This window comes from Microbacterium trichothecenolyticum, from assembly GCF_000956465.1.
Lineage (GTDB): Bacteria > Actinomycetota > Actinomycetes > Actinomycetales > Microbacteriaceae > Microbacterium > Microbacterium trichothecenolyticum.
In genome coordinates this window covers 248,055-268,780 of sequence record NZ_JYJA01000036.1, presented here as the reverse complement: position 1 = coordinate 268,780, position 20,726 = coordinate 248,055, and the positions used below count along the sequence as shown (strand labels likewise).

The following is a 20,726-nucleotide window of genomic DNA, read 5'->3' as shown; positions in this document are numbered from 1 at the left end:
CGGCGTCAGCGGGGCGGCGTGTCGAACGTCCAGTTGTCGGGATCGACGGAGCTCGCGACGTCCCAGTCGTCCTGCACCCAGATGAACGTCGCGACGGCGCACGTCGGCATGTGGTCGATGTCGTCGTCCGAGAGGCTCGCCGCGAGGGCGCTCATCCCGGGATCGTGCGCGACCACCATGACCGTCGCCGCACGCGTGGCCGCGGCCGCTGCGAGCAAGGTGTGCGCCGGGGCGCCGTACAGCTCGGGGTCCAGCGAGACGGCCACGCCGAGCTCGGCGGCGAAGGCTTCGGCCGTCGTCCGCGCACGAACGGCGGTGCTCGAGAGGATGACGTCGGGACGGAACCCGGTTGCGGCGAGCCGCGCGGCCATGCGGGGCGCATCGCGCATGCCCCGGTCGTTCAGCGGGCGGTCATGGTCGTCGAGGCCGGGGTTGCCCCACTCCGACTTGGCGTGCCGCACCAGTGCGAGACGGATCATGAAGTCACCTTTCCGGAGGCCTTGGCGGCGAGGAGTTCGAGGACGCAGAGCGCCGCGAGACGCACCGTGCGGTCGTCGGGGGCATCCGCCGTGGCATCGACCTCGGCGATGTCGGCGCTGTGCAGGCGGGTGTCGGCGGCGAGGGTGCGCACGAGCGCCCGCAGCTCCCAGGCGGCAAGTCCGCCGGGGACGGATGCCGGGCACCCGGGCGCCACGGACCGGTCGCACACGTCCACATCGATGTCGAGATGGAGCGGGCCGCCGCCGGCGCCGGCGATCTCGAGCGCCTCGGCCGCGACGTCGGCGGCGCCGCGACGGCGCAGGTCGTCCAAAGTCACGACGGTGATGCCGTACTCCGCCGCGCGCCGCGCGTACGCGACGGAGTTGGCGAAGTCGGCGATGCCGAGCTGGACGATCCGCCGCCCGTCGAGACCGTCCTCGACCAGCCGCCGCACCGGGGAGCCGTTCGAGACGCCGTCGCGCAGATCGAAGTGCGCGTCGATGGTGATGAGCCCCGTCGCTGCGGCGCCCTGCGCCACCGCGTAGGTGAGCGAGTTGTCGCCGCCGAGCGCGACGACGAGATCCGCGCGCTCGCGCAGCCGCGTCACCGTGGAACGCACTGATGCCTCGCCCTCGGGCCCGTCGGGCTCGGCGACGTCGCCCGCATCCGCGATGCGCAGCACGTCGTTCAGGTCGACCGGGGGAGGTCCCAGGAGCGTCGGGCTGTAGCGGCGCAGGGCCTCGCGGATCGCCGCGGGCGTGGCGCCTGCGCCGGTGGGAGACAGGGACGTGCGGAATGCGGGGACGCCGAGGATCGCGGCATCCCACCTCCCGTCTTCGAGAGGGGGCCACGCACCTGCGCGTGGCCACGAGGGATCGTGGGAAAGCGTCACGTGTCGACGGTACCGGGCGCTCACGCCGCGACGTAGACCCACGCGGAGCGACCGCTCGCGAGCACCACGGCGCAACGTCGATACAGCGCCACCTCGTACTCGTCGGCCGCGTCGAGCTCGTCGTCGGTCACGAGCAGCGCCTTTCCCACGACCTTGTCGAGGGGGTTCCCGGTCTCGCGCACGATCGGGTGCACCGTCAGACCCGACAGATCGACGACCCGCATGTCTTCGATCTCGGCGTAGTCGACGGTGTACCCGGGCAGCGCGTCCGGCTCGCTCTCGACCAGGCGCCCGAACGTGTCGAGCTGCACGTCGTCGTTCTGCAGCGTGCCGTAGCTGAAGAGGTATTGGGTGGGCTCGTCCGCGGACACGGCATCAGGGTAACGCTCCGCGGCCTCGATCGACCCGGACTTCACGCACTCTTAACACGGCTCGCCGAGACGCGTCACCCGAGCAGCGCGTGGGCGATCGAGAAGATCGCGAGGCCCGCGAGCGCGCCGACGATCGTGCCGTTGAGGCGGATGTACTGCAGATCGCGCCCGACCATGAGCTCGATCTTCTCCGTCGTCTCGGCGGGATCCCATCGCTCGACCGTGTCGGTGATGATCGAGGCGATGTCGTGGCGGTAGCGGTCGACGAGGAACACGGCGGCGTCGGTGACCCAGGTGTCCACGCGGTGCTGGAGCGCAGCATCCGTCGTCAAGCGCTCGCCGATCTCCACCAGCGCCTCCACGCCCCGCCGCCGCAGTCCGCTCTCGGGGTCGGCGAGGGAGCGCAGCAGACCTGCCTTCGCCGTCGCCCACGCCTCGCCGGCCAGCTCGCGCACGCGCGGGCTGTCGAACACGGCGAGCTTCGCGTCCTCGAAGCGCCCGATCGTCGCGGGGTCGTGCTGCAGGTTGCCGGCGAGGCGCGCGAGGTAGCCGTCGATCGCGATGCGGGCGGGATGCCGCGGGTCGGCCTGGACCGCCGCGACGAACTTGACGGCCTCGTTGTACACGGTGTCGTCGACGAAGCGGTGGGCCACCGACGGCACCCACGCCGGCAGCCGGCGTGAGACGACGCCGGTGAAGGCGACCTTGTTGGCGGCGAGCCACGCTGCGATGGTGTCGGCGGCGAGGTCCACCGCGCCGTGATGCGCCCCGGCGGCGATGATGCGATCGAGCCACTCGCCGAGCGGCGGACCCCATTCGGGCGCGATGAGGTGCTCTCGGGCGAGCTCCTCGATGACGTCGCGCACGTCGTCGTCGCTGAGCGCGCGCAGCACGCTGCCCGCCATGACGGATGCCTCCGCCGCGACCCGCTCGGCATGCACGGGTGCGCTGAGCCAGTCGCCCAGGCGCGCGGCGATCGCGGTCTGGTCGAGCTTCGTGCGCACCACGTCGGCGCGCAGGAACTCGGTCTCGACGAACTCGCCGAGGTTGCGGCCGATCTCGTCCTTGCGGCTGGGGATGATCGCGGTGTGCGGGATCGGGATGCCCAGCGGATGCCGGAACAGCGCCGTGACCGCGAACCAGTCGGCGAGGGCGCCGACCATGCCGCCCTCGGCCGCCGCCCGCACGTAGGCGAGGGCCGGAACATCCTGCTGGAACGCGAACGAGAACGCGAACAGCACCGCCATGAACACGAGCGCGCCGAGCGCGACGCCTTTCATGGTGCGAAGGCCCCGTCGTCGCTCCTGGTCGGCCGGACTCAGCAGGGCCGTCGGCGTGCGCGCGCCGCTCATCGCGGCACCCTCCCCGAACCCCGGGATCGCTGCCTGCCGGGCGGGAGCGGACCCTTCAGGATCCGCTCGCCGAGGATGACCTGCTGCATCGCGCCTCCCGAGGACGACGTCTCTCCGCGAGACGTCTCAGGGGTACATCGGGTGATGTCCTCATCGATCCTCGCACGGCCGCCGGCCCTGCGGCCGTGTGCTCATGCGCGCGAGCGCGCTACGGCAGCTGGCTGAGCGGCCACGAGCAGTACATGACGATCGAGGTCCGGTACGCGACGATCGTCGCCTCGGCGTGCGGAACATGACGGGTCTCGTCGTCGCGGTACAGCTCGCTCGCTGCGTCGACGCCGGGCGGCAGGCACGTGCCCGCGTTCCGGGAGACGGTCGGGCTCGTCGGCGCGAACCACTCGCCCTTCCAATCGCCGGTGGTGCCCTCGCCCGACGCCGGCACGTACGCCGGCACCCGGAAGTAGCAGACGAGGTGGAGTGAACCGGCCTTCTCTACCAGGGTGTACGTCGAGGTGAAGATGTCGACGGGCGGCGTGCCCGTCATGATCGCCCCGGCGTAGCATCCGTTCGGGATGTCGGGGTCGTACAGCTCTGCGCCGCCGTTGTGGTCGGCGTAGGCCGGAAGGGCGACGCCCACGGCGCCGATGACGCCGAGCACGATCGCTGCGGCGATGTTCCTGGTACGCATGGTGCTCCTCCGATGACGCGGGATGTGACAAGGGGAGCGGCCTGTGATGCGCGGCCGGTATGCCACGGTAGCGCCGAAGCGGACGCCGGCGGAAGGGTCAGTCCTCGATGGGCCCGAGCCACGCGGTCGCGACCGTCGAGTGCGCGGACTCGGGATCGGACGGATGGAAGAGGCCGGCCAGGACGTCGCGGTACAGGCGGCTCAGCTCGTTGCCCTGGAAGTACGAGGATCCGCCGGCGACGAGCACGGCCTCGTCGACGATCTGCTTCGCGGCCGTCACGGCCCGGTGCTTGAGTCCCGCGAGGAGCGAGAACCACCTCGCCCCGTGGTCGGCGAGGTCGTCGACGTCGCGGGCGAGCGCCTCGATCTGCGGCGGCAGCGCGTCGTATGCGAGCGCCATGCCGGCGATGCGCCAGCGGATGTCGGGATCCTGGCTGTACGCCTTGCCGGTGCGCTTGGACGTGCGCCGGCCGGCGGTGCCGACGGCGAGGTCCAGCGCGCGCCGTGCGATGCCGGTGTACACGGACGCCAGCAGGATCTCGAAGACGCTGAAGATGCCGAAAACCAGCGGGTCGGGGTTCGGGCCCGGGGCGAGCCGGCGCACGACCCGGTCGGCGGGAGCCACGGCGTCGTGCAGCTCCGTCGTGCGCGATTGCGTGCCCCGCATGCCGAGGGTGTCCCAGTCGTCGCGCACGACGACGCGACCGGCCCGCACCTCGGAGCGCGGGACGAACGCGTAGACCATCTGCGGCGCGTCCTGCGAGGAAGTATCGAGTCCGTGCAGGCCCAGCTGGGTCCACACCGGCGCGAGGGACGTGAAGATCTTGGTGCCGGTGAACGAGTATCCGCCGTCGGGGAGGGGCGCGGCATCCGTCCCGCTCCCGAACAGCACCAGGTCGTTTCCCGCCTCGCTGATCCCGAACGCGAAGACCTCGCCGGCGACCGCGCCCTCCTGCACGAATCGCAGTGCGTCGATCCCGCGGTCGGCGAGCACCTTGGCGACGCCCGTCCACACCAGATGCATGTTGATCGCGAGGGCCGTCGCAGGGGCCGCGCCCGCGAGGCGCTGCTGAAGGACGGATGCCTCGGCCAGTCCCAGCCCGGACCCGCCGAGCTCTTCCGGCACGAGGATCGCAAGGTACCCGGCATCTTTCAGGTCGGCCAGATCGTCGTCGGGGAAGGTGTTCTCGCGGTCGTGCACGGCCGCCCGCACACGAAGACGCTCCAACAGCTCGTCGTTCAGGATCTCGCTCGGTTCGAAGGACGCCACCACGCCATTCTTGCGCGATGATGTGCGCATGGCGACGCTCTCGGGGATGCTCCAGGCGCTCATCCCGCCGACGCAGCGGCAGACGGCGGCGGAGGTGACGGAGGCGCTCGACCTCGGCTCCGGCGACCGCGCCGGCAAACGCAGCGGGTTCCTCATCATGCTGACCCTGGCCGGAATCATCGCGATCGCCGGTGTGCTGACCGACTCCACCGCGACGGTCATCGGCGCGATGATCATCGCGCCGCTCGGCACACCGATCCTCGCGATAGGGCTCGGCATCGTCACCGGGCACCTCAGCATCGTGGTGCGGTCGATCATGTGGGTGCTGCTCGGGCTGGTCATCGTGATCGTGCTGGGCCTGGCGTTCTCGCTGTTCGTCGCGACGCCAGAGAGCCTCGAGACCAACTCGCAGGTGCTCGGCCGCACCTCGCCGAGCTTCATGGATCTCGTGGCGGCGCTCGCCACCGGCTTCGCGGGCGGCTTCGCGATGTGCCGCAAGGACCTCAGCGCCGTCCTCCCCGGCGTCGCGATCGCGATCTCGCTCGTGCCGCCCCTGGGGGTCGTCGGCGTCTGCGCGGGGCAGGGACTCTGGAACGACGCGCTCGGTGCGCTGTGGCTGTTCCTCTCCAATGTCGTCGCCCTCGTGATCGCCGGCAGCATCGTCTTCACCCTCGCCGGGTACGCACGCGACCCCGGCTCGTCGCCTGTCGCCAACCGGCGCCGCGCCTATGTGATCGTCACGGTGCTCGCGGTGGTCGTCACCGTGCCGCTCGCCGTGAACTCCGTGGTGTCCGTGGCGCTGGCGCGGTGGTCGGTGGTCATCCAGGACGCCGCGACCGACTGGCTCAGCGCCGACGACGGCGCTCGGGTGTACGGCGTGGACTGGTCGGGCGCGACCGGAACCGTCGCGGTCACGACCGACGACGGTCAGACCCCGCCGGTCGACGACCTGCGCGAAGAGCTCGCGAGCGTGCTGCCGTCTTTCGTCGGTGTGATCGTGGACGTCGGCCAGGGCGTCGAGATCACGGTGCAGTGAGCCCGCTCGCCGGGCTCACGCGAGTGCGGCGAACAGCGCCTGGATCGTCGCCTCCGGCTGATCGCGGTGTGGGGAGTGGCCCGCGTCGGCGACGACCGACACCGTGAAGTTCGGGTTGGGTGCCACCGCGGCCTCCGCCGGCTTGCCGCGGAAGATCGAGTACACGCCCGGATCGGACGCGATCACATGGGTCGGCACCGCGATGCGAAGCGCCGCATCCGTGACGTCCCAGTCCGAGTTCTGAGCGCTCGTCTGCTCCACGGCCCAGCGGCTCGCCTGCTGCGCCGACAGGGCCTTCAGCTCGATGTCCTGCGGATGCCAGTGCGGGTGCTCCGCCCGAACAGCCGCCTGCGACGGGTCGTCGAACGAGCGGGTCTGACTGTCGCGCACGATGTCGCGATCGTGGTCGGTGAGCGCGATCGCGGGGTCGATGAGCACGAGGCGGCGCGTCCACGACGCATCCGCCGCGGCGGCGAGAACGGATGCCGCACCCCCGAGCGAGTGCCCGATCACGAGGTCCCACGACCTGTCGTGGGCAGGGCGGGTCTCGGAGACGTCCGCGGCGTAGGCCGCCAAGGTGTAGTCGAGCGTGCGTGGAGCCGTCCCGTGCCCGCGCAGGTCGACGGCATCCGCCTGCCATCCGGCATCTGCGAGGGCGGAGCCGTAGCGCCACATCAGCGCGCCGTTCGACCCGAGGCCGTGGATGAGCAGAGCGCGATGCCCGGCCGAGGCCGAGCCCCACGAGACGCGGGGGAGAGTGACGGCGGTAGGCATACGCTCAGCCTAGGAGCGCGGCCCTGTGCGCCCGTGCGCACGGCAGGATGGGAGCGGAGGTTGGCATGATCTCGACGGAATTGGCCTTGGCGCTGCGCGAGGCGGGCCTGGTGTGGCACCCGCACTCGGGCGACCGCTTCCAGCTCGACGAGCCGGAGTTCGAGGCCGACGTCTTCACCGTCAGCGAGATGACCATCGAGCCGCGCGAGTACTCGACCGGGCGCATCCTCGCCTTCAACGGCACGACCGAGTGGGCGCTGGATTCGGTCGCCCTCGAGGACGCGCTGTGGCTGCCCTACGAGCACCAGCTTCGCGAAATGCTGCGCGGTGCCTTCCGGTCGCTGCGGCGCCTGCCCGACAACCACGAGGTCGAGATCGTGCTCGGCGGCGAGCGGCAAGTGTTCGAGCATCCCGAGCCCGCCGATGCCTACGCCCTCGCCCTGCTGGAGATGCTCCGTCGTCTCGCGTGACCCGGGCGCCTGCACGCCGATCGTGAGGGCGCTGCGCACGTCGGGTCGGCTCAGCCGATCGTCGTGACCGGCTCGGTGTCGGGGATCGGGCTCGCGCCGCGCACGCGCAAGTCGGGAAGGCCCCGCGCGAACACGATCGCGACGAGGAGTCCCAGCGCGCAGAACGCGGCGGCGGAGGTGTACGCGGCCGTCACGCCGCCCGGGCCGTCGATGAGGATGCCGGCGACGGCCGAGCCCGCGGCGGCGCCGATGAGCTGACCCGTGCCGACCCAGCCGAACGCCTCGGCGGTGTCGCTGAACTTGACGCTCGCGGTGGTCACGGCCGACAGCACGGCCAGTGCCGGCGCGATGCCGATGCCGGCGACGAACAGCGTGGCGCCGATCCACCACACGTTGACCCACAGTGCGGTGAGCGCGAGCCCGATGGCCACGACCGTCAGGCGACGCGCCATGGCCCAGCGGCCCATCGGCAGGTGCCCGAAGGTGAGCCCGCCGGCCAGGCTGCCGATCGAGAACACGGCGAGCACGAGTCCCGCCTCGAGTCCGCCGTGATCGAAGGTCGCCACGACGCTCGCCTCGACGGCCGCGAACGAGCCGATGAGAAGGAACCCGATCACGGTCGCGAGCAGGATCGGCGGACGGGTGAGCACGGTGCCGAAGGAGCGCTTGCTGCGCGGGATGCGCACGCGCCCGACCTCGGGCGAGAGGATGAACCAGGCGCCACCGGCCACCAGGATCACGACGACCAGCATGAGACCCACGACGGTGCCGGCCTGCGTCGCCACGAAGGTGATGAGCACCGGGGCGAGGATCCAGATGAACTCCTGCAGCGAGGCGTCCAGGGAGTACAGCGCCGTCAGTTGCGTGGAGTTGACCATCTTGGCGTAGATCGTGCGCACCGCCGCGACGATCGGCGGTGTGGCGGCGCCCGCGATGAACCCGAGGACGATGTACACCGGCACCGGGACGACGAGGAGTGCGATCGCCGTGAGGGATGCCGCGGCCACGACGGTGGTGAGGGTCAGCACTCGGCGCATGCCCCAGCGGCCCATCCAGCGGCTCGTGACAGGACCGGCGAGCGCCTGGCCGATCGACACCGCCGCGAGGACGATGCCGGCGGCGCCGTACGAGCCGGTGATCCCCTCGATGTGCAGGAGGATCACGAGGCTGATCATCCCGTTCGGGAAGCGCGCGGTCAGCTGCGCCGCGATGATGCGGGCCACCCCGGGGGTGCGCAGAAGTTCCCGGTAGCCGGCCACCCGACAACGTTACGGCACGCCCGGGGATGTCCTCGCACGGCCCCGACGACGACCTCGAAGCACACCCGTGCGCGACACGCCCGCGACACGCCGGGAGCGTTGTCCACAGGCGGATCCGATGTCGGAGGCGCTGGCTAGCCTGCACCCTGTGGACGGATGCGGCCGTGGCGTTCGAAAGCCCCGTGATCCTGGCCTTTTCCAGACCTTGTCGGCTGTGGATGAATCCGTGGACAACCTGTGTTGTACATGGGGAGAACGGTGGAAAATCACACCGATGTAACTACTAGCCCTTGTGGTGCTATCGAATGTCGGTACCCATATGTAGTATTGGACTCCCGGTGGGGGGACTACCGGGAAAGAGCACCGGATGCCACCGGGGGAAGCACTGAGGAGACGGAATCGACATGGCGATCACGGTTTACACGAAGCCCGCGTGCGTGCAGTGCACGGCGACGTATCGAGCACTCGACTCCAAGGGGATCGAGTACGAAATCCACGACCTCTCGGAGGACCCCACGGCCCTCGAGCAGGTCAAGGCGCTGGGCTACCTCCAGGCGCCGGTCGTCATCACCGATGAGGACCACTGGTCGGGCTTCCGTCCCGACAAGATCGACGAGCTCGCCTCGCGTCTGGCCTGACATGTCGGCGGTCGTGACGCAGCGCGTCGCGACGGACGCGCCACTGCTGGTCTACTTCTCGAGCGTGTCGGGCAACACCGCACGCTTCATCGAGAAACTCGGCGCTCGAGCGGTCCGGATCCCGCTTCACCCCACGGATCCGGCGCTCGTGGTCGACGAGCCGTACGTCCTCGTGACACCCACCTATGGCGGAGGCCAGGGCAGGGGAGTCGAGAAGGGCGCTGTTCCGAAGCAGGTCATCCGCTTCCTCAACGACGAGCGCAATCGGAGCCTCATCCGGGGAGTCATCTCCGCGGGGAACACCAACTTCGGCGAGCATTTCTGCGTCGCCGGCGACATCATCAGCCGCAAGTGTCACGTGCCGCACTTGTACCGGCTAGAGGTATTCGGCACGCCTGAAGATGTGGAACGCGTGAGCGCGGGATTGGAACGCTGGTGGGAACTCTGACGGAGACCGACTTCAAGACGCAGGCACGCTTCGAGGGCATGGACTACCACGCCCTCAACGCGATGCTCAACCTGTACGACGCGGACGGCAAGATCCAGTTCGACGCCGACAAGCGCGCTGCGCGGGAGTACTTCCTGCAGCACGTGAACCAGAACACGGTGTTCTTCCACTCCCTCAAGGAGCGTCTCGATTACCTGGTCGAGAAGGAGTACTACGAGCCCGCCGTGCTCGAGAGGTACTCGTTCGCGTTCATCCAGCAGCTCAACGACTTCGCGTACGGCAAGAAGTTCCGCTTCGAGACGTTCCTCGGCGCGTTCAAGTACTACACGAGCTACACGCTCAAGACCTTCGACGGCAAGCGCTACCTCGAGCGCTTCGAGGACCGCGTCGTCATGACCGCGCTCGCCCTCGCCGACGGCGACGAGCTGCTGGCCACCAACCTCGTCGACGAGATCCTCTCGGGGCGCTTCCAGCCTGCGACGCCGACGTTCCTCAACGCCGGCAAGGCGCAGCGCGGCGAGCTCGTCTCGTGCTTCCTGCTGCGCATCGAAGACAACATGGAGTCGATCTCGCGCGGCATCAACTCGTCGCTGCAGCTGTCCAAGCGCGGCGGCGGCGTGGCGCTGCTGCTGTCGAACATCCGCGAGGCGGGTGCGCCGATCAAGCAGATCGAGAACCAGTCCAGCGGCATCATCCCCGTGATGAAGCTCCTCGAAGACTCCTTCTCGTACGCCAACCAGCTCGGCGCGCGTCAGGGTGCGGGTGCGGTGTACCTCAACGCCCACCACCCCGACATCATGAAGTTCCTCGACACCAAGCGCGAGAACGCCGACGAGAAGATCCGCATCAAGACGCTGTCGCTGGGCGTCGTCGTCCCCGACATCACGTTCGAGCTCGCGAAGAACGGCGAGGACATGTACCTGTTCTCCCCGTACGACGTCGAGCGCGTCTACGGCGTGCCGTTCGGCGACATCTCGGTCAGCGAGAAGTACCGCGAGATGGTCGACGACCCGCGCATCAAGAAGACGAAGATCAACGCGCGCGAGTTCTTCCAGACCCTCGCCGAGATCCAGTTCGAGTCGGGCTACCCGTACATCATGTTCGAGGACACGGTGAACAAGGCCAACCCGATCAAGGGCCGGATCAACATGTCCAACCTGTGCTCCGAGATCCTGCAGGTGAACACGCCCACCACGTACAACGAGGACCTGTCCTACGCCCAGATCGGCAAGGACATCTCGTGCAACCTGGGCTCGCTCAACATCGCCCTGGCGATGGACGGCGGCGACCTCGCGAAGACCGTGGACACCAGCATCCGTGCCCTCACGGCGGTCAGCCAGCAGAGCCACATCGCCTCGGTCCGCTCGATCGAGGACGGCAACGACCGGTCGCACGCGATCGGTCTCGGCCAGATGAACCTGCACGGCTACCTCGCCCGCGAGCACGTCTACTACGGGTCGGAAGAGGGCGTCGACTTCACGAACATCTACTTCTACTCGGTGCTGTTCCACGCGCTGACCGCGTCGAACAGGATCGCGATCGAGCGCGGCGAGACCTTCGACGGGTTCGAGGACTCCACCTACGCGTCGGGCGAGTTCTTCGACAAGTACATCGAGCAGGAGTGGGTTCCCGCGACGGCCAAGGTCGCCGAGATGTTCGCCGGCCACCACATCCCCACGCAGGACGACTGGCGCGCCCTCAAGGCCTCCATCCAGCAGCACGGCATCTACAACCAGAACCTGCAGGCGGTGCCGCCGACCGGCTCGATCTCGTACATCAACAACTCGACGTCGTCGATCCACCCGATCGCCGCGAAGATCGAGATCCGCAAGGAAGGCAAGCTCGGCCGCGTCTACTACCCGGCGGCGTTCATGACGAACGACAACCTGGAGTACTACCAGGACGCGTACGAGATCGGCTACGAGAAGGTCATCGACACGTACGCCGCCGCCACGCAGCACGTCGACCAGGGCCTGTCGCTCACGCTGTTCTTCAAGGACACCGCGACCACGCGCGACATCAACAAGGCCCAGATCTACGCCTGGCGCAAGGGCATCAAGACGATCTACTACATCCGCCTCCGCCAGATGGCGCTGGAGGGGACCGACATGAGCGAGTGCGTCAGCTGCACGCTCTGACGGTCTGATCAGGATTCCGAGAGAAGAAGGACGATGAGCGAGAAGCTCCAGCTCCTGGACCACGTCCAGGCCATCAACTGGAACCGCATCCAGGACGACAAGGACCTCGAGGTGTGGAACCGCCTCGTGAACAACTTCTGGCTGCCCGAGAAGGTGCCGCTGTCGAACGACATCCAGTCGTGGAACACGCTCACCCCCGAGGAGCAGACCCTCACGATGCGCGTGTTCACGGGGCTCACGCTCCTCGACACGATCCAGGGGACGGTGGGCGCGGTGTCGCTCATCCCCGACGCCATCACTCCGCACGAGGAGGCCGTCTACACGAACATCGCGTTCATGGAGTCGGTGCACGCGAAGTCGTACTCGTCGATCTTCTCGACGCTGTGCTCGACGAAGGAGATCGACGAGGCGTTCCGCTGGTCGGTCGAGAACGAGAACCTTCAGAAGAAGGCTCAGATCGTCATGGAGTACTACCGCGGCGACGAGCCCCTCAAGCGCAAGGTCGCCTCGACGCTGCTCGAGTCGTTCCTCTTCTACTCGGGGTTCTACCTCCCGATGCACTGGTCGAGCCGTGCCAAGCTCACCAACACGGCCGACCTCATCCGCCTCATCATCCGCGACGAGGCCGTGCACGGGTACTACATCGGCTACAAGTTCCAGCGCGGACTCGAAACGGTCGACCAGGCCAAGCGCGACGAGATCAAGGACTACACGTTCTCCTTGCTCTACGAGCTCTACGACAACGAGGTTCAGTACACGCAGGACCTCTACGACGGCGTCGGTCTCACCGAGGACGTCAAGAAGTTCCTGCACTACAACGCCAACAAGGCCCTCATGAACCTGGGTTACGAGGCGATGTTCCCCTCGACGGTCACGAACGTGAATCCGGCGATCCTGTCGGCCCTGTCGCCGAATGCCGACGAGAACCACGACTTCTTCTCGGGGTCCGGTTCGTCGTACGTCATCGGCAAGGCCGAGGCGACGGAAGACGAGGACTGGGACTTCTGAGACCCGAACCATCGAAAGCCCGCGGTTTCCGCGGGCTTTCGTGTTTTTCAGCCCGCCCGATCCTCGTGCAGCGATGTGATCTGTGACGCCGGCATCCCGCGGAACGCTGATCGCCGTGCGGTTGTCACAACTGCGCGCTCTGCCCGGTCTTTGTGTTCAAGCCGGTGAATGCCGGCGGATCCGACGAACCGATCACCACACACAGATTGGCCTGCGACATGACCGAACACATCCTGCAACCGGAGGCACGCGCGTTCGCAGAGGCGGCGGCAGCTCCGCCCACCCTCGTCGAACGCGGCGTCGACGGCGCCCGAAAGCTGCTCGACGACGTGCAGTCGGGGCCGGTCGAGCTTCCCGATGTCGAGGACGAGTGGATCACCGTGCCGGCTGCTGTCGGCGACGTCAGGGTCCGGATCGTCAAGCCGGCCGGCACGACGGGGTTGCTTCCCGTGGTGCTCTACGTCCACGGCGGCGGCTGGGTTCTGGGCAACGCGGGCACCCACGACCGCCTGGTGCGCGACCTCGCCACGGGCGCCCGCGCTGCGATCGTGTTCGTCGAGTACACGCGTTCGCCTGAGGCGCAGCATCCCGTCGCCGTCGAACAGGCGTACGCGACCGCCCGGTGGATCATGGACAACGGTAGGCAGAAGGGACTGGATGCTGCGCGCCTGGCCGTCGCCGGAGATTCTGTCGGCGGCAACATGGCGGCGGTGCTCGCGATCCTCGCGAAGAAGCGCGGCGATGTCAGATTCATCCACCAGTCGCTGTACTACCCGGTCACCGACGCGCGGCAGGACACCCCCAGCTATCGCGAGTTCGCGGAGGGCTTCCACCTGCGTGCCGACGCGATGGCGTGGTTCTGGGACAACTACCTCCCCGACGTGCACAAGCGCAGCGACGTGACCGCGTCACCGCTTCAGGCGCCCGCCGACGAGCTCAAGGGGCTGCCCGAGACTCTGCTGATCGTCGACGAGAACGACGTGCTGCGCGACGAGGGCGAAGCCTACGGTCGCAAGCTCATCGAAGCGGGCGTGTCGACGACGCTCGTGCGCTACGACGCCACCATCCACGACTTCATGATGCTCAACCCGCTGCGCCCGTCGGCCGCGACGACCGCCGCGATCGACCAGGCGATCCACACGCTCCGCAAGGCGTTCGCCCGCGACTGACCCCACCGGACCCGACCCACCCTCCCGAGGAGTCCCTCATGATCGATGCGAACGTGCGGATCCGCCATGTCCCCGCCGGCGTCCTCGACGGCGAGATCGCCCGCGTGATCTGGCGACGCAACTCGCCCGAGTGGGACTTCAGCGAAGGGGAGCTGGTACGTGCTGCTCGTGCGTTCGACAACCCCGACTACGTCGACGTCGTGATCCACTCCTACCGGCATCGACTCGGCCTCGCCGAGGGCGCCGACGCCTACGCGGACGTCGAGGCGCAGCTCGCCGCGCTTCCGCCGATCAGCGTGCCGACGATCACCCTCGACGGGACAGCGGACGGCAACTTCCCGGCATCCGACGGCAGCCACGACGCCCACCTCTTCGCCGGTTGGCGCGAGCACCGCAAGGTTCCCCACGCCGGTCATCACCTGCCCGCCGAGGCGCCGCGGGCGTTCGCCGATGCGATCCTCGCCGTCGCCGAGACCCCCGGTGACGGCGCGGGAACGCCCTGACCGCAACCGCAGGACACCGGTCCGCGTCAGCCTCGCAGTGGGGCGGTCGACGAGCGGACGACCAGCGTCGTCGACAGCTCGGTGCGCGCCGCGGGGTGCGGGTGACGGCCGGCGCGTACGCGGACGATCACGTCGACCGCGGCGCTGCCCATCTGCGCGAGCGGCTGGCGGATGGTGGTCAGGGGCGGGTCGATCCAGGATGAGTGCGGGAGATCGTCGAAGCCGATCACCGACATGTCATCGGGGATGCGCAGGTCCGCCTCGCGGAGGGCGCGAATGGCCCCGAGCGCGCTGTCGTCGCTTGCGGCGAAGATCGCGGTCGGCCGGGAGTCGCGGGTGAGGAGGATCCGCGTGGCGTCGTAGCCCTGGTCGATCCCATACTGGGTGCGGATGATCAGGCCGTCGTCCACGGGAACCCCCGCCTGCTGCAGCGCCGCCTGGAAGCCGGCGAGCCGGGCGATGCCGTTGTCCTGGTCCAGGGGACCGGTGATCGTCGCGATTCGGCGGTGGCCCAGCTCGATGAGATGCTGCGCGGCGTCGAACGCACCCTGGAAGTTCGTCGCCGCGATCGAGAACGTCCCCTCGGGCATCCGGTGCAGGGGATCGACGACGACCAGGGGGATGCCCGCCTCCGCGAGCTGCACACGCGCCTCGGGGCTCGGCACCGCGACCACGCTCAGCAACCCGTCGGATCCCCGTTCCAGCGCGTGCATCACCCACTCGTCGCAGTCCTCCGGGTCGGGCTCGACGGCGAGGACGAGGTCCTTGCCGTGCGCCTTCGCCGCCTCTGCGGCGCCGCGGACGACGGCCTCCGACCATGCCTGGTCGAGGTTGACGACGCGCATGTCGAGGAATCCGGTCGCCATCCTCGGGCGCATCCGGATCTCGTAGCCGTGGCGCTCGAGGACCGCCGCCACACGATCTCGCGTGGCTCGGGACACATCGGGTCGGGAGTTGAGCACCTTCGACACCGTCGGGATGGAGACTCCTGCCTCGGTCGCGATCTGGGCGAGCTGGACTGCCATTGTTCCTCCGGATCAACTTTCCGAAAATGCTAGCGGCAATCGACGACGATCGGTGGTCGATTCTTCGACCTTCGCTGGACTCCCGCCCATCCATCGCTCTATAGTCTCACTCTGAGGCACGAAATTTCGAGCTTTCGTATCGAAAACACACGAAGGAGTGAGCATGCAAGGGATGCGAGTCACGGCGATCACTGCGATGGCGCTGGGCGCCGTCCTGGTCCTGTCCGGTTGCGGTCGCGGCGCGGACGGCGCCGCCGAGGGATCGTCGGTCGCCCCGGCCGCGGAGGGCAAGGCGTCCGGCGTCGTCGAGATCTGGACGGCAGGCGGCCACGCCGACAACCTGGAGAAGCTCACCAAGGACTGGCTGAAGGCCAACCCGGACGCCAGCATCAAGGTCACGGACGTGCCGTGGGACCAGGTGATCACGAAGGCGCAGACGGCGACGGCGGCCGGCAAGGGACCGGACATCATCATGACCGGCGCCGACCAGACCGCGACCGTCATCGGAATGGGCGCCTTCGACGCCGTCCCGGACGGCGTCTACGACACCGACGACTTCTACCCGGCCGCCGTGGACTCCGTGGCCGGCGAGACCGACCTGTACGCGATGCCGTGGTACGTCGAAACCCGCTTCCTCTTCTACCGCGCCGACATCGCGGCCGAGCTCGGCCTCTCGGCGCCCACGACGTGGGAGGAGACACAGGCGATGTCGGCGGCGTTCGCCTCGCGCCCCGGCGGCACCTTCGGCTTCAGCCTGCCCAAGCCCACCGAACAGCCCGCGCAGGTCATCGTGCCGTTCGACGCGCAGGCCGGCGGTTCGATGACCGACGGCGACGCGTGGACGATCGACACCCCCGAGTTCATCGAGGCCCTCGACTACTACGGCGGCTACTTCCAGCGCGGCGAGGCGCCGATGGGCGACACCGACGCGACGTTCGAGAACGGCGGGACGCCGATGTTCATCTCGGGTCCGTGGATGCTCGACATCTACCAGGAGGAGATCGAGAAGGGCACTGCACCCGAGGGATTCACGATGGACTCCGTCGGCTACACCGTCTCGCCGGCCGGTCCCGGCGGGAACAACGACCAGTACATCGGCGGCGGCAACCTGGGTGTGTTCTCGGCGTCCGACAACAAGTCGGCGGCATGGTCGCTGCTGTCGTGGATGAGCGCGCAGGAGCAGCAGGAGGCGTGGTACGACCTGCAGGGTGAGCTCCCGGCCAACATCGCGGCGGGGGACTACGCACCGATCCAGGACAACCCGGTGACCAAGACGCTCACGGAGCAGCTGCAGAACACGGTGGCGACGCCGAACTACCCGGCGTGGTCGCAGATCTCGGACCTCATCAGCAAGTACTCGGAGCAGGTCGCCCGCGGTGAGATCTCGAGCGCCGACGCGGCGAAGGAGATCCAGGCGCAGGCCGACACGATCGGCTTCGGGTGGTGACATCCGTTCAGGCGGCGCGGCCGGGGAAGGTTGCTTCCCTGGCCGCGCAGCGGCGGCGCTCCGCCGCCATCGCCTGGGTCTTCGTCGCCCCGTTCGTCCTGACGTTCGGCGTGTTCGGGCTCATCCCGCTCGTCAGCTCCCTGGCGATGGCGTTCACGGATCTTCGCGCGCGGGACATCCGCAACCCGTTCAACGTCAACTTCGTCGGATTCGAGAACTTCGTCGCGGTGCTCACCGACCCGTCCTTCCAGCGGGCGCTGTTCAACACGCTGATGTTCGTCGTGGTCGGCGTCCCCGCAACGCTGTTCCTCGCGCTCGTACTGGCGGTGCTGCTGAACTCGGTGAGTCGCCGGGCGGCCACGTTCTTCCGCGTGGGCTACTACACGCCGGTCATCACGACGATCGTCGCCGTGGCGGTCGTGTGGCGGATCATGTATCAGAACACCGGCGTCCTCAACACGATCCTCGGCTGGGTCGGGATCTCGGGGCCGAACTGGCTGAGCGATCCGAACACCGCGCTGCTGGCGATCACGATCATGGCCATCTGGCGCAACATCGGCGCGTCGATGGTGATCTTCCTCGCGGGGCTGCGGGGCATCCCCGCCGATGTCAACGAGGCCGCGTCGATCGACGGTGCGAATGCGGTCCAGAAGTTCTTCCGCATCACCATTCCGATGATGATGCCGACGATCCTGCTGAACACGATCCTCGTGACCACCGGCTATATGCAGTTCTTCGACGAGCCCTTCGTCATGACCAACGGCGGCCCGCTGGAGTCGACCACCTCGATCGCCCTCCAGGTCTACAACCAGTTCAAGTACGGCAATTACTCGGTGGGCGCCGCGGGAGCCTATGTGCTGTTCGCGCTCGTCGGCATCCTCGCGATCATCCAGTTCCGCTTCTTCCGTCAGAGGACCTGACATGACGACAACGCTCGAAAGACCCGCCGCAACCGACACGGTGAGCACACCCACACGGGCACCGCGCAAGCCCATCCGGTGGGGCAACCTCGCCGTGCCGGCCGTCCTCTCGGTCGGCCTGGCCGCTACCGTCCTGCCGTTCGTCTGGATGGTGCTCGGCGCTTTCAAGACCAAGGCCGAGATCATGGCGCGCCCGGTCACCTGGTGGCCGCAGCATCCCACGCTCGACAACTTCCGTGCGTGGCTGTTCGAGTTCGACATCCTCCGGCCGTTCTTCAACTCGGTGTTCCTCGCGGTCGTGACCGTCGCCACGACGCTGCTGTTCTCGTCGATGGTGGGCTGGGCGCTCGCGAAGATGAACTTCCGGGGCAAGAACGTCATCATCGTCGTCGTGCTGGCGACGCTGTTCGTGCCCGGCATCGTCACGCTGATCCCGCAGTTCGTCCTGGTGGCGAACCTCGGCATGGTCAACACCTACTGGGGGCTGATCCTGCCGGGCATGGTCGGCGCCTTCGGCGTCTTCCTGATGCGGCAGTTCATGCTCGAGATCCCGGACTCGCTCCTGGACGCGGCACGGATCGACGGCGCGGGGGAGTTCCGCACGTTCTTCCAGATCGTGCTGCCGCTGTGCAAGGCGCCGCTGGCGACCCTCGCGATCTTCACGTTCATGGGCTCGTGGAACAGCTTCCTGTGGCCGCTGATCATCTCGCAGGACGACTCGATGTACACCCTCCCGGTGTCGCTCGCGCTCTTCTCGGCCGAGGCCGGCGGGCACGGGTCCGACTACGGGCTGCAGATGGCGGGGTCGTTCCTCATCATCATCCCGGTGCTCATCCTGTTCATCGCGATGCAGCGCCACTTCATCCAGGGCATCGCGCTCACCGGGATCAAGTGACCCGATCCCGCAACCTCCACAAGAAAGGAACAGCATTCATGAGCAGTGTCATCGCCGCACCCGAGGGGTTCATCTGGGGAGCGGCCACCGCCGGTCACCAGATCGAGGGCGGCAACGTCAACACCGGACACTGGGAGAACGAGTACGCGCCGGGCACGCAGATCCCGGAGCCGTCGGGTGACGCGTGCGACTCCTACCACCGCTATCCCGAGGACATCGCGCTGCTGGCCGATGCCGGGCTCACCGCGTACCGCTTCTCACTGGAGTGGTCGCGCATCGAGCCCGAGGAGGGGGTGGTCTCGCGGGCGCAGCTCGCGCACTACCGTCGCATGATCGACACGTGCCGCGACCACGGCGTGCAGCCGATCGTGACGCTGCACCACTTCACCTTCCCGCGGTGGTGGGACCACTCCGGCGGCTGGTACTCGGAGCAGAGCACCGACCGGTTCCGGCGCTTCACCGAGATCGCCGCCACGATCCTCGACGACGTCGACCTCGTCGTCACGATCAACGAGCCGAACATGATGGTCAATCAGACCGAGGCGCGCATCGACACCGAGAACGGGGTCAACTTCCCCGGGCCGTCGCCGTTCGTCGCCCAGGCGATCGCCGACGCGCATCACGCCTCGACCGAGGTCCTGCGCGGGGTCGGCGGCATCCGCTCGGGATGGACCGTGGCGAACCAGGTGTTCCAGGCGGTGCCCGGGTGGGAGAAGCAGCGCGACGAGTGGCAGTACTGGCGAGAGGACTTCTTCCTCGAGCAGTCGCGGAACGACGACTTCATCGGTGTGCAGTCGTATCTGCGGACGATCATCGGCCCGACGGACGACGAGCTGGGCTACGGCCCCCAGGAGTGGCCCGAGGGCACCGAGCGCACGCTCACCGGGTGGGAGTACTACCCCGAGGCGCTGGGTCACGCGCTCCGCCACACCCGCGAGGTCACCGGCGGCGTCCCCATGATCGTCACCGAGAACGGGATGGCGACCTCCGACGACGCCCGGCGCATCGATTACACGACGGGTGCACTGGCGGGAATGGCCGAGGCCATCGCAGACGGCTGCGACGTGCGCGGGTACCTGCACTGGTCGCTGCTCGACAACTACGAGTGGGGGTCGTTCCGGCCCACGTTCGGGCTCATCGCCGTCGATCACGAGACGTTCGCCCGCACTCCGAAGCCGAGTCTCGGCTGGCTGGGCGGGCTCGCGCAGCGGAACGAGATCCCCGCGACGCCTCGAGTGGAGCTGGCCGTCTGAGCGGCGGTTTCCACCGGAACGGGAGGACGGATGCCGCGGGCCGCGGCATCCGTCCTCCCGTGGCCGTCGAAATCGGCCCGGATCAGCCATTCACCTCCGGCCCGATATTGCGCCGTGAACCCGTTCCAGAAAGCCGCCCGAAACTCGCGTAATAGATTCCCTAGGGCGTTGTCTCTTCAGTGGGGGATAGCGCCGGAGCCCCGGTCCGGCACCCCGGCCGTGGGTCCCGAGCTCGCGGCTACCGGGGGCGCCGGCATTCTCGCGTCGGCCCCCCGGTCAACCCCCGCGTCATGCGCCGGGGTCACGCAGCGCCTTGAGGGCCGTGAGCCACTCCTTGCTCGCATCGTGCAGCTGGGACCGCGCCTGCTCGGCGGCCGCGTCCTGACGATCCAGCTCCGCGCGGGCTGACTCGATGCTCGTGCCGAGTTCGGGCACGCGTCGCGCCGCTGCCCTGAGCTCACGGGAGCCGAGCAGTCCGCGGGCTGACTCGGCGCGAGCCCGGCGGGCCTCCTCGCCGCGTTCGAGAACTTCGGGCAACGCCGCGACGCTGTCGGTCAGCACGTCGAGCAGCGCGGTGACGGCCGCATCGTCGGCGACGCGATCCTCGCGCGGCGCCTCGTCAGCCTTCGACCGGCGGCGGGGCTTGGGCTGAGGCTTGGGCTTGGACGTGGGAGTCATGATGCTGCCTCT

Annotated in this window: 22 protein-coding genes; 12 read left to right on the top strand and 10 right to left on the bottom strand. The window is 68.3% G+C overall.

Annotation, left to right across the window (positions count from 1 at the left end; translation table 11 throughout):
• Positions 1-5: 5 nt before the first annotated feature.
• The 6 genes from RS82_RS12830 to RS82_RS12805 form a co-directional block, all read right to left on the bottom strand.
• Positions 6-479, bottom strand: a complete 474-nt coding sequence (locus RS82_RS12830; protein WP_045299994.1) for a SixA phosphatase family protein — start codon at positions 477-479, stop codon at positions 6-8.
• Entirely contained in the window at positions 476-1,372 is an 897-nt protein-coding gene (locus RS82_RS12825) for an agmatinase family protein (RefSeq protein ID WP_045299993.1), read from the bottom strand. The genes RS82_RS12830 and RS82_RS12825 overlap by 4 nt, the downstream gene beginning before the upstream one ends.
• A 20-nt stretch (positions 1,373-1,392) precedes the next feature.
• Positions 1,393-1,743 (bottom strand): gamma-glutamylcyclotransferase family protein, encoded by a 351-nt coding sequence (locus RS82_RS12820; protein WP_045300094.1) that lies wholly within the window; start codon positions 1,741-1,743, stop codon positions 1,393-1,395.
• A gap of 74 nt (positions 1,744-1,817) precedes the next feature.
• A complete protein-coding gene (locus tag RS82_RS12815) occupies positions 1,818-3,095 on the bottom strand; it encodes a DUF445 domain-containing protein (RefSeq protein WP_045299992.1) in 1,278 nt (425 codons plus the stop codon).
• A 208-nt stretch (positions 3,096-3,303) separates the two neighbouring features.
• Positions 3,304-3,783: a hypothetical protein gene (locus RS82_RS12810; RefSeq protein ID WP_045299991.1), complete on the bottom strand. Its 480-nt coding sequence runs from the start codon at positions 3,781-3,783 to the stop codon at positions 3,304-3,306.
• A 97-nt stretch (positions 3,784-3,880) separates the two neighbouring features.
• Positions 3,881-5,083: an acyl-CoA dehydrogenase family protein gene (locus tag RS82_RS12805; protein ID WP_045300092.1), complete on the bottom strand. Its 1,203-nt coding sequence runs from the start codon at positions 5,081-5,083 to the stop codon at positions 3,881-3,883.
• Between RS82_RS12805 and RS82_RS12800 the strand changes: the two genes are divergently transcribed.
• Complete coding sequence (locus RS82_RS12800) at positions 5,082-6,089, top strand: TIGR00341 family protein (protein WP_045299990.1); 1,008 nt, start codon at positions 5,082-5,084, stop codon at positions 6,087-6,089. The two genes, RS82_RS12805 and RS82_RS12800, sit on opposite strands and share 2 nt — an antisense overlap.
• Positions 6,090-6,104: 15 nt before the next feature.
• On the opposite strand, the gene RS82_RS12795 is transcribed toward RS82_RS12800, so the two are convergent.
• A complete protein-coding gene (locus tag RS82_RS12795) occupies positions 6,105-6,863 on the bottom strand; it encodes an alpha/beta fold hydrolase (RefSeq protein WP_045299988.1) in 759 nt (252 codons plus the stop codon).
• Between the two features lie 65 nt (positions 6,864-6,928).
• On the opposite strand from RS82_RS12795, the gene RS82_RS12790 reads away from it, so the two are divergent.
• Entirely contained in the window at positions 6,929-7,333 is a 405-nt protein-coding gene (locus tag RS82_RS12790; protein ID WP_045299986.1) for a hypothetical protein, read from the top strand.
• Between the two features lie 50 nt (positions 7,334-7,383).
• On the opposite strand, the gene RS82_RS12785 is transcribed toward RS82_RS12790, so the two are convergent.
• Positions 7,384-8,592 carry an MFS transporter gene (locus RS82_RS12785; RefSeq protein WP_045299984.1) on the bottom strand — a complete coding sequence of 403 codons (1,209 nt, stop codon included), beginning with the start codon at positions 8,590-8,592 and terminating at the stop codon, positions 7,384-7,386.
• Between the two features lie 404 nt (positions 8,593-8,996).
• Between RS82_RS12785 and nrdH the strand changes: the two genes are divergently transcribed.
• From nrdH to RS82_RS12755, 6 genes are all read left to right on the top strand, one after another.
• Positions 8,997-9,230, top strand: coding sequence for a glutaredoxin-like protein NrdH (gene nrdH, locus RS82_RS12780; protein WP_045299982.1), 234 nt, complete (start codon positions 8,997-8,999; stop codon positions 9,228-9,230).
• Between the two features lies 1 nt (position 9,231).
• Positions 9,232-9,678 (top strand): class Ib ribonucleoside-diphosphate reductase assembly flavoprotein NrdI, encoded by a 447-nt coding sequence (nrdI, locus tag RS82_RS12775; protein WP_084695628.1) that lies wholly within the window; start codon positions 9,232-9,234, stop codon positions 9,676-9,678.
• Positions 9,679-9,716: 38 nt separating this feature from the next.
• Positions 9,717-11,816, top strand: a complete 2,100-nt coding sequence (gene nrdE, locus RS82_RS12770) for a class 1b ribonucleoside-diphosphate reductase subunit alpha (RefSeq protein ID WP_045300088.1) — start codon at positions 9,717-9,719, stop codon at positions 11,814-11,816.
• A gap of 33 nt (positions 11,817-11,849) precedes the next feature.
• Entirely contained in the window at positions 11,850-12,824 is a 975-nt protein-coding gene (gene nrdF, locus RS82_RS12765) for a class 1b ribonucleoside-diphosphate reductase subunit beta (RefSeq protein ID WP_045299980.1), read from the top strand.
• A 218-nt stretch (positions 12,825-13,042) separates the two neighbouring features.
• A complete protein-coding gene (locus RS82_RS12760; protein ID WP_045299978.1) occupies positions 13,043-13,993 on the top strand; it encodes an alpha/beta hydrolase in 951 nt (316 codons plus the stop codon).
• 38 nt (positions 13,994-14,031) lie between these two features.
• On the top strand, positions 14,032-14,496 hold the full coding sequence (locus RS82_RS12755) for an alpha/beta fold hydrolase (RefSeq protein ID WP_211255928.1): 465 nt from the start codon (positions 14,032-14,034) through the stop codon (positions 14,494-14,496).
• Between the two features lie 26 nt (positions 14,497-14,522).
• Here the strand turns inward: RS82_RS12755 and RS82_RS12750 are convergent, their stop codons facing one another.
• Complete coding sequence (locus RS82_RS12750) at positions 14,523-15,521, bottom strand: LacI family DNA-binding transcriptional regulator (RefSeq protein ID WP_045299977.1); 999 nt, start codon at positions 15,519-15,521, stop codon at positions 14,523-14,525.
• Positions 15,522-15,684: 163 nt separating this feature from the next.
• Between RS82_RS12750 and RS82_RS12745 the strand changes: the two genes are divergently transcribed.
• The 4 genes from RS82_RS12745 to RS82_RS12730 are packed head-to-tail and all read left to right on the top strand — an operon-like array spanning position 15,685 to position 20,036.
• Positions 15,685-16,968: an extracellular solute-binding protein gene (locus tag RS82_RS12745; RefSeq protein WP_084695627.1), complete on the top strand. Its 1,284-nt coding sequence runs from the start codon at positions 15,685-15,687 to the stop codon at positions 16,966-16,968.
• Positions 16,965-17,888, top strand: coding sequence for a carbohydrate ABC transporter permease (locus RS82_RS12740; protein WP_342666939.1), 924 nt, complete (start codon positions 16,965-16,967; stop codon positions 17,886-17,888). The genes RS82_RS12745 and RS82_RS12740 overlap by 4 nt, the downstream gene beginning before the upstream one ends.
• Before the next feature lies 1 nt (position 17,889).
• Entirely contained in the window at positions 17,890-18,783 is an 894-nt protein-coding gene (locus RS82_RS12735; RefSeq protein WP_052676828.1) for a carbohydrate ABC transporter permease, read from the top strand.
• 38 nt (positions 18,784-18,821) lie between these two features.
• A complete protein-coding gene (locus RS82_RS12730; RefSeq protein ID WP_045299971.1) occupies positions 18,822-20,036 on the top strand; it encodes a glycoside hydrolase family 1 protein in 1,215 nt (404 codons plus the stop codon).
• 288 nt (positions 20,037-20,324) lie between these two features.
• Here RS82_RS12730 and RS82_RS12725 read toward each other — a convergent pair whose 3' ends face one another.
• A complete protein-coding gene (locus tag RS82_RS12725) occupies positions 20,325-20,714 on the bottom strand; it encodes a hypothetical protein (protein WP_045299969.1) in 390 nt (129 codons plus the stop codon).
• Positions 20,715-20,726: the final 12 nt, after the last annotated feature.

Bases quoted from the DNA above. Each gene is read 5' to 3' on its own strand.
- RS82_RS12830 (WP_045299994.1), bottom strand. From the start codon at position 479: ATGATCCGTCTCGCACTGGTGCGGCACGCCAAGTCGGAGTGGGGCAAC.
- RS82_RS12815 (WP_045299992.1), bottom strand. From the start codon at position 3,095: ATGAGCGGCGCGCGCACGCCGACGGCCCTGCTGAGTCCGGCCGACCAG.
- RS82_RS12810 (WP_045299991.1), bottom strand. From the start codon at position 3,783: ATGCGTACCAGGAACATCGCCGCAGCGATCGTGCTCGGCGTCATCGGC.
- RS82_RS12800 (WP_045299990.1), top strand. From the start codon at position 5,082: ATGGCGACGCTCTCGGGGATGCTCCAGGCGCTCATCCCGCCGACGCAG.
- RS82_RS12805 (WP_045300092.1), bottom strand. From the start codon at position 5,083: ATGCGCACATCATCGCGCAAGAATGGCGTGGTGGCGTCCTTCGAACCG.
- RS82_RS12795 (WP_045299988.1), bottom strand. From the start codon at position 6,863: ATGCCTACCGCCGTCACTCTCCCCCGCGTCTCGTGGGGCTCGGCCTCG.
- RS82_RS12790 (WP_045299986.1), top strand. From the start codon at position 6,929: ATGATCTCGACGGAATTGGCCTTGGCGCTGCGCGAGGCGGGCCTGGTG.
- nrdH (WP_045299982.1), top strand. From the start codon at position 8,997: ATGGCGATCACGGTTTACACGAAGCCCGCGTGCGTGCAGTGCACGGCG.
- nrdI (WP_084695628.1), top strand. From the start codon at position 9,232: ATGTCGGCGGTCGTGACGCAGCGCGTCGCGACGGACGCGCCACTGCTG.
- nrdE (WP_045300088.1), top strand. From the start codon at position 9,717: ATGGACTACCACGCCCTCAACGCGATGCTCAACCTGTACGACGCGGAC.
- nrdF (WP_045299980.1), top strand. From the start codon at position 11,850: ATGAGCGAGAAGCTCCAGCTCCTGGACCACGTCCAGGCCATCAACTGG.
- RS82_RS12760 (WP_045299978.1), top strand. From the start codon at position 13,043: ATGACCGAACACATCCTGCAACCGGAGGCACGCGCGTTCGCAGAGGCG.
- RS82_RS12755 (WP_211255928.1), top strand. From the start codon at position 14,032: ATGATCGATGCGAACGTGCGGATCCGCCATGTCCCCGCCGGCGTCCTC.
- RS82_RS12750 (WP_045299977.1), bottom strand. From the start codon at position 15,521: ATGGCAGTCCAGCTCGCCCAGATCGCGACCGAGGCAGGAGTCTCCATC.
- RS82_RS12745 (WP_084695627.1), top strand. From the start codon at position 15,685: ATGCAAGGGATGCGAGTCACGGCGATCACTGCGATGGCGCTGGGCGCC.
- RS82_RS12735 (WP_052676828.1), top strand. From the start codon at position 17,890: ATGACGACAACGCTCGAAAGACCCGCCGCAACCGACACGGTGAGCACA.
- RS82_RS12730 (WP_045299971.1), top strand. From the start codon at position 18,822: ATGAGCAGTGTCATCGCCGCACCCGAGGGGTTCATCTGGGGAGCGGCC.
- RS82_RS12725 (WP_045299969.1), bottom strand. From the start codon at position 20,714: ATGACTCCCACGTCCAAGCCCAAGCCTCAGCCCAAGCCCCGCCGCCGG.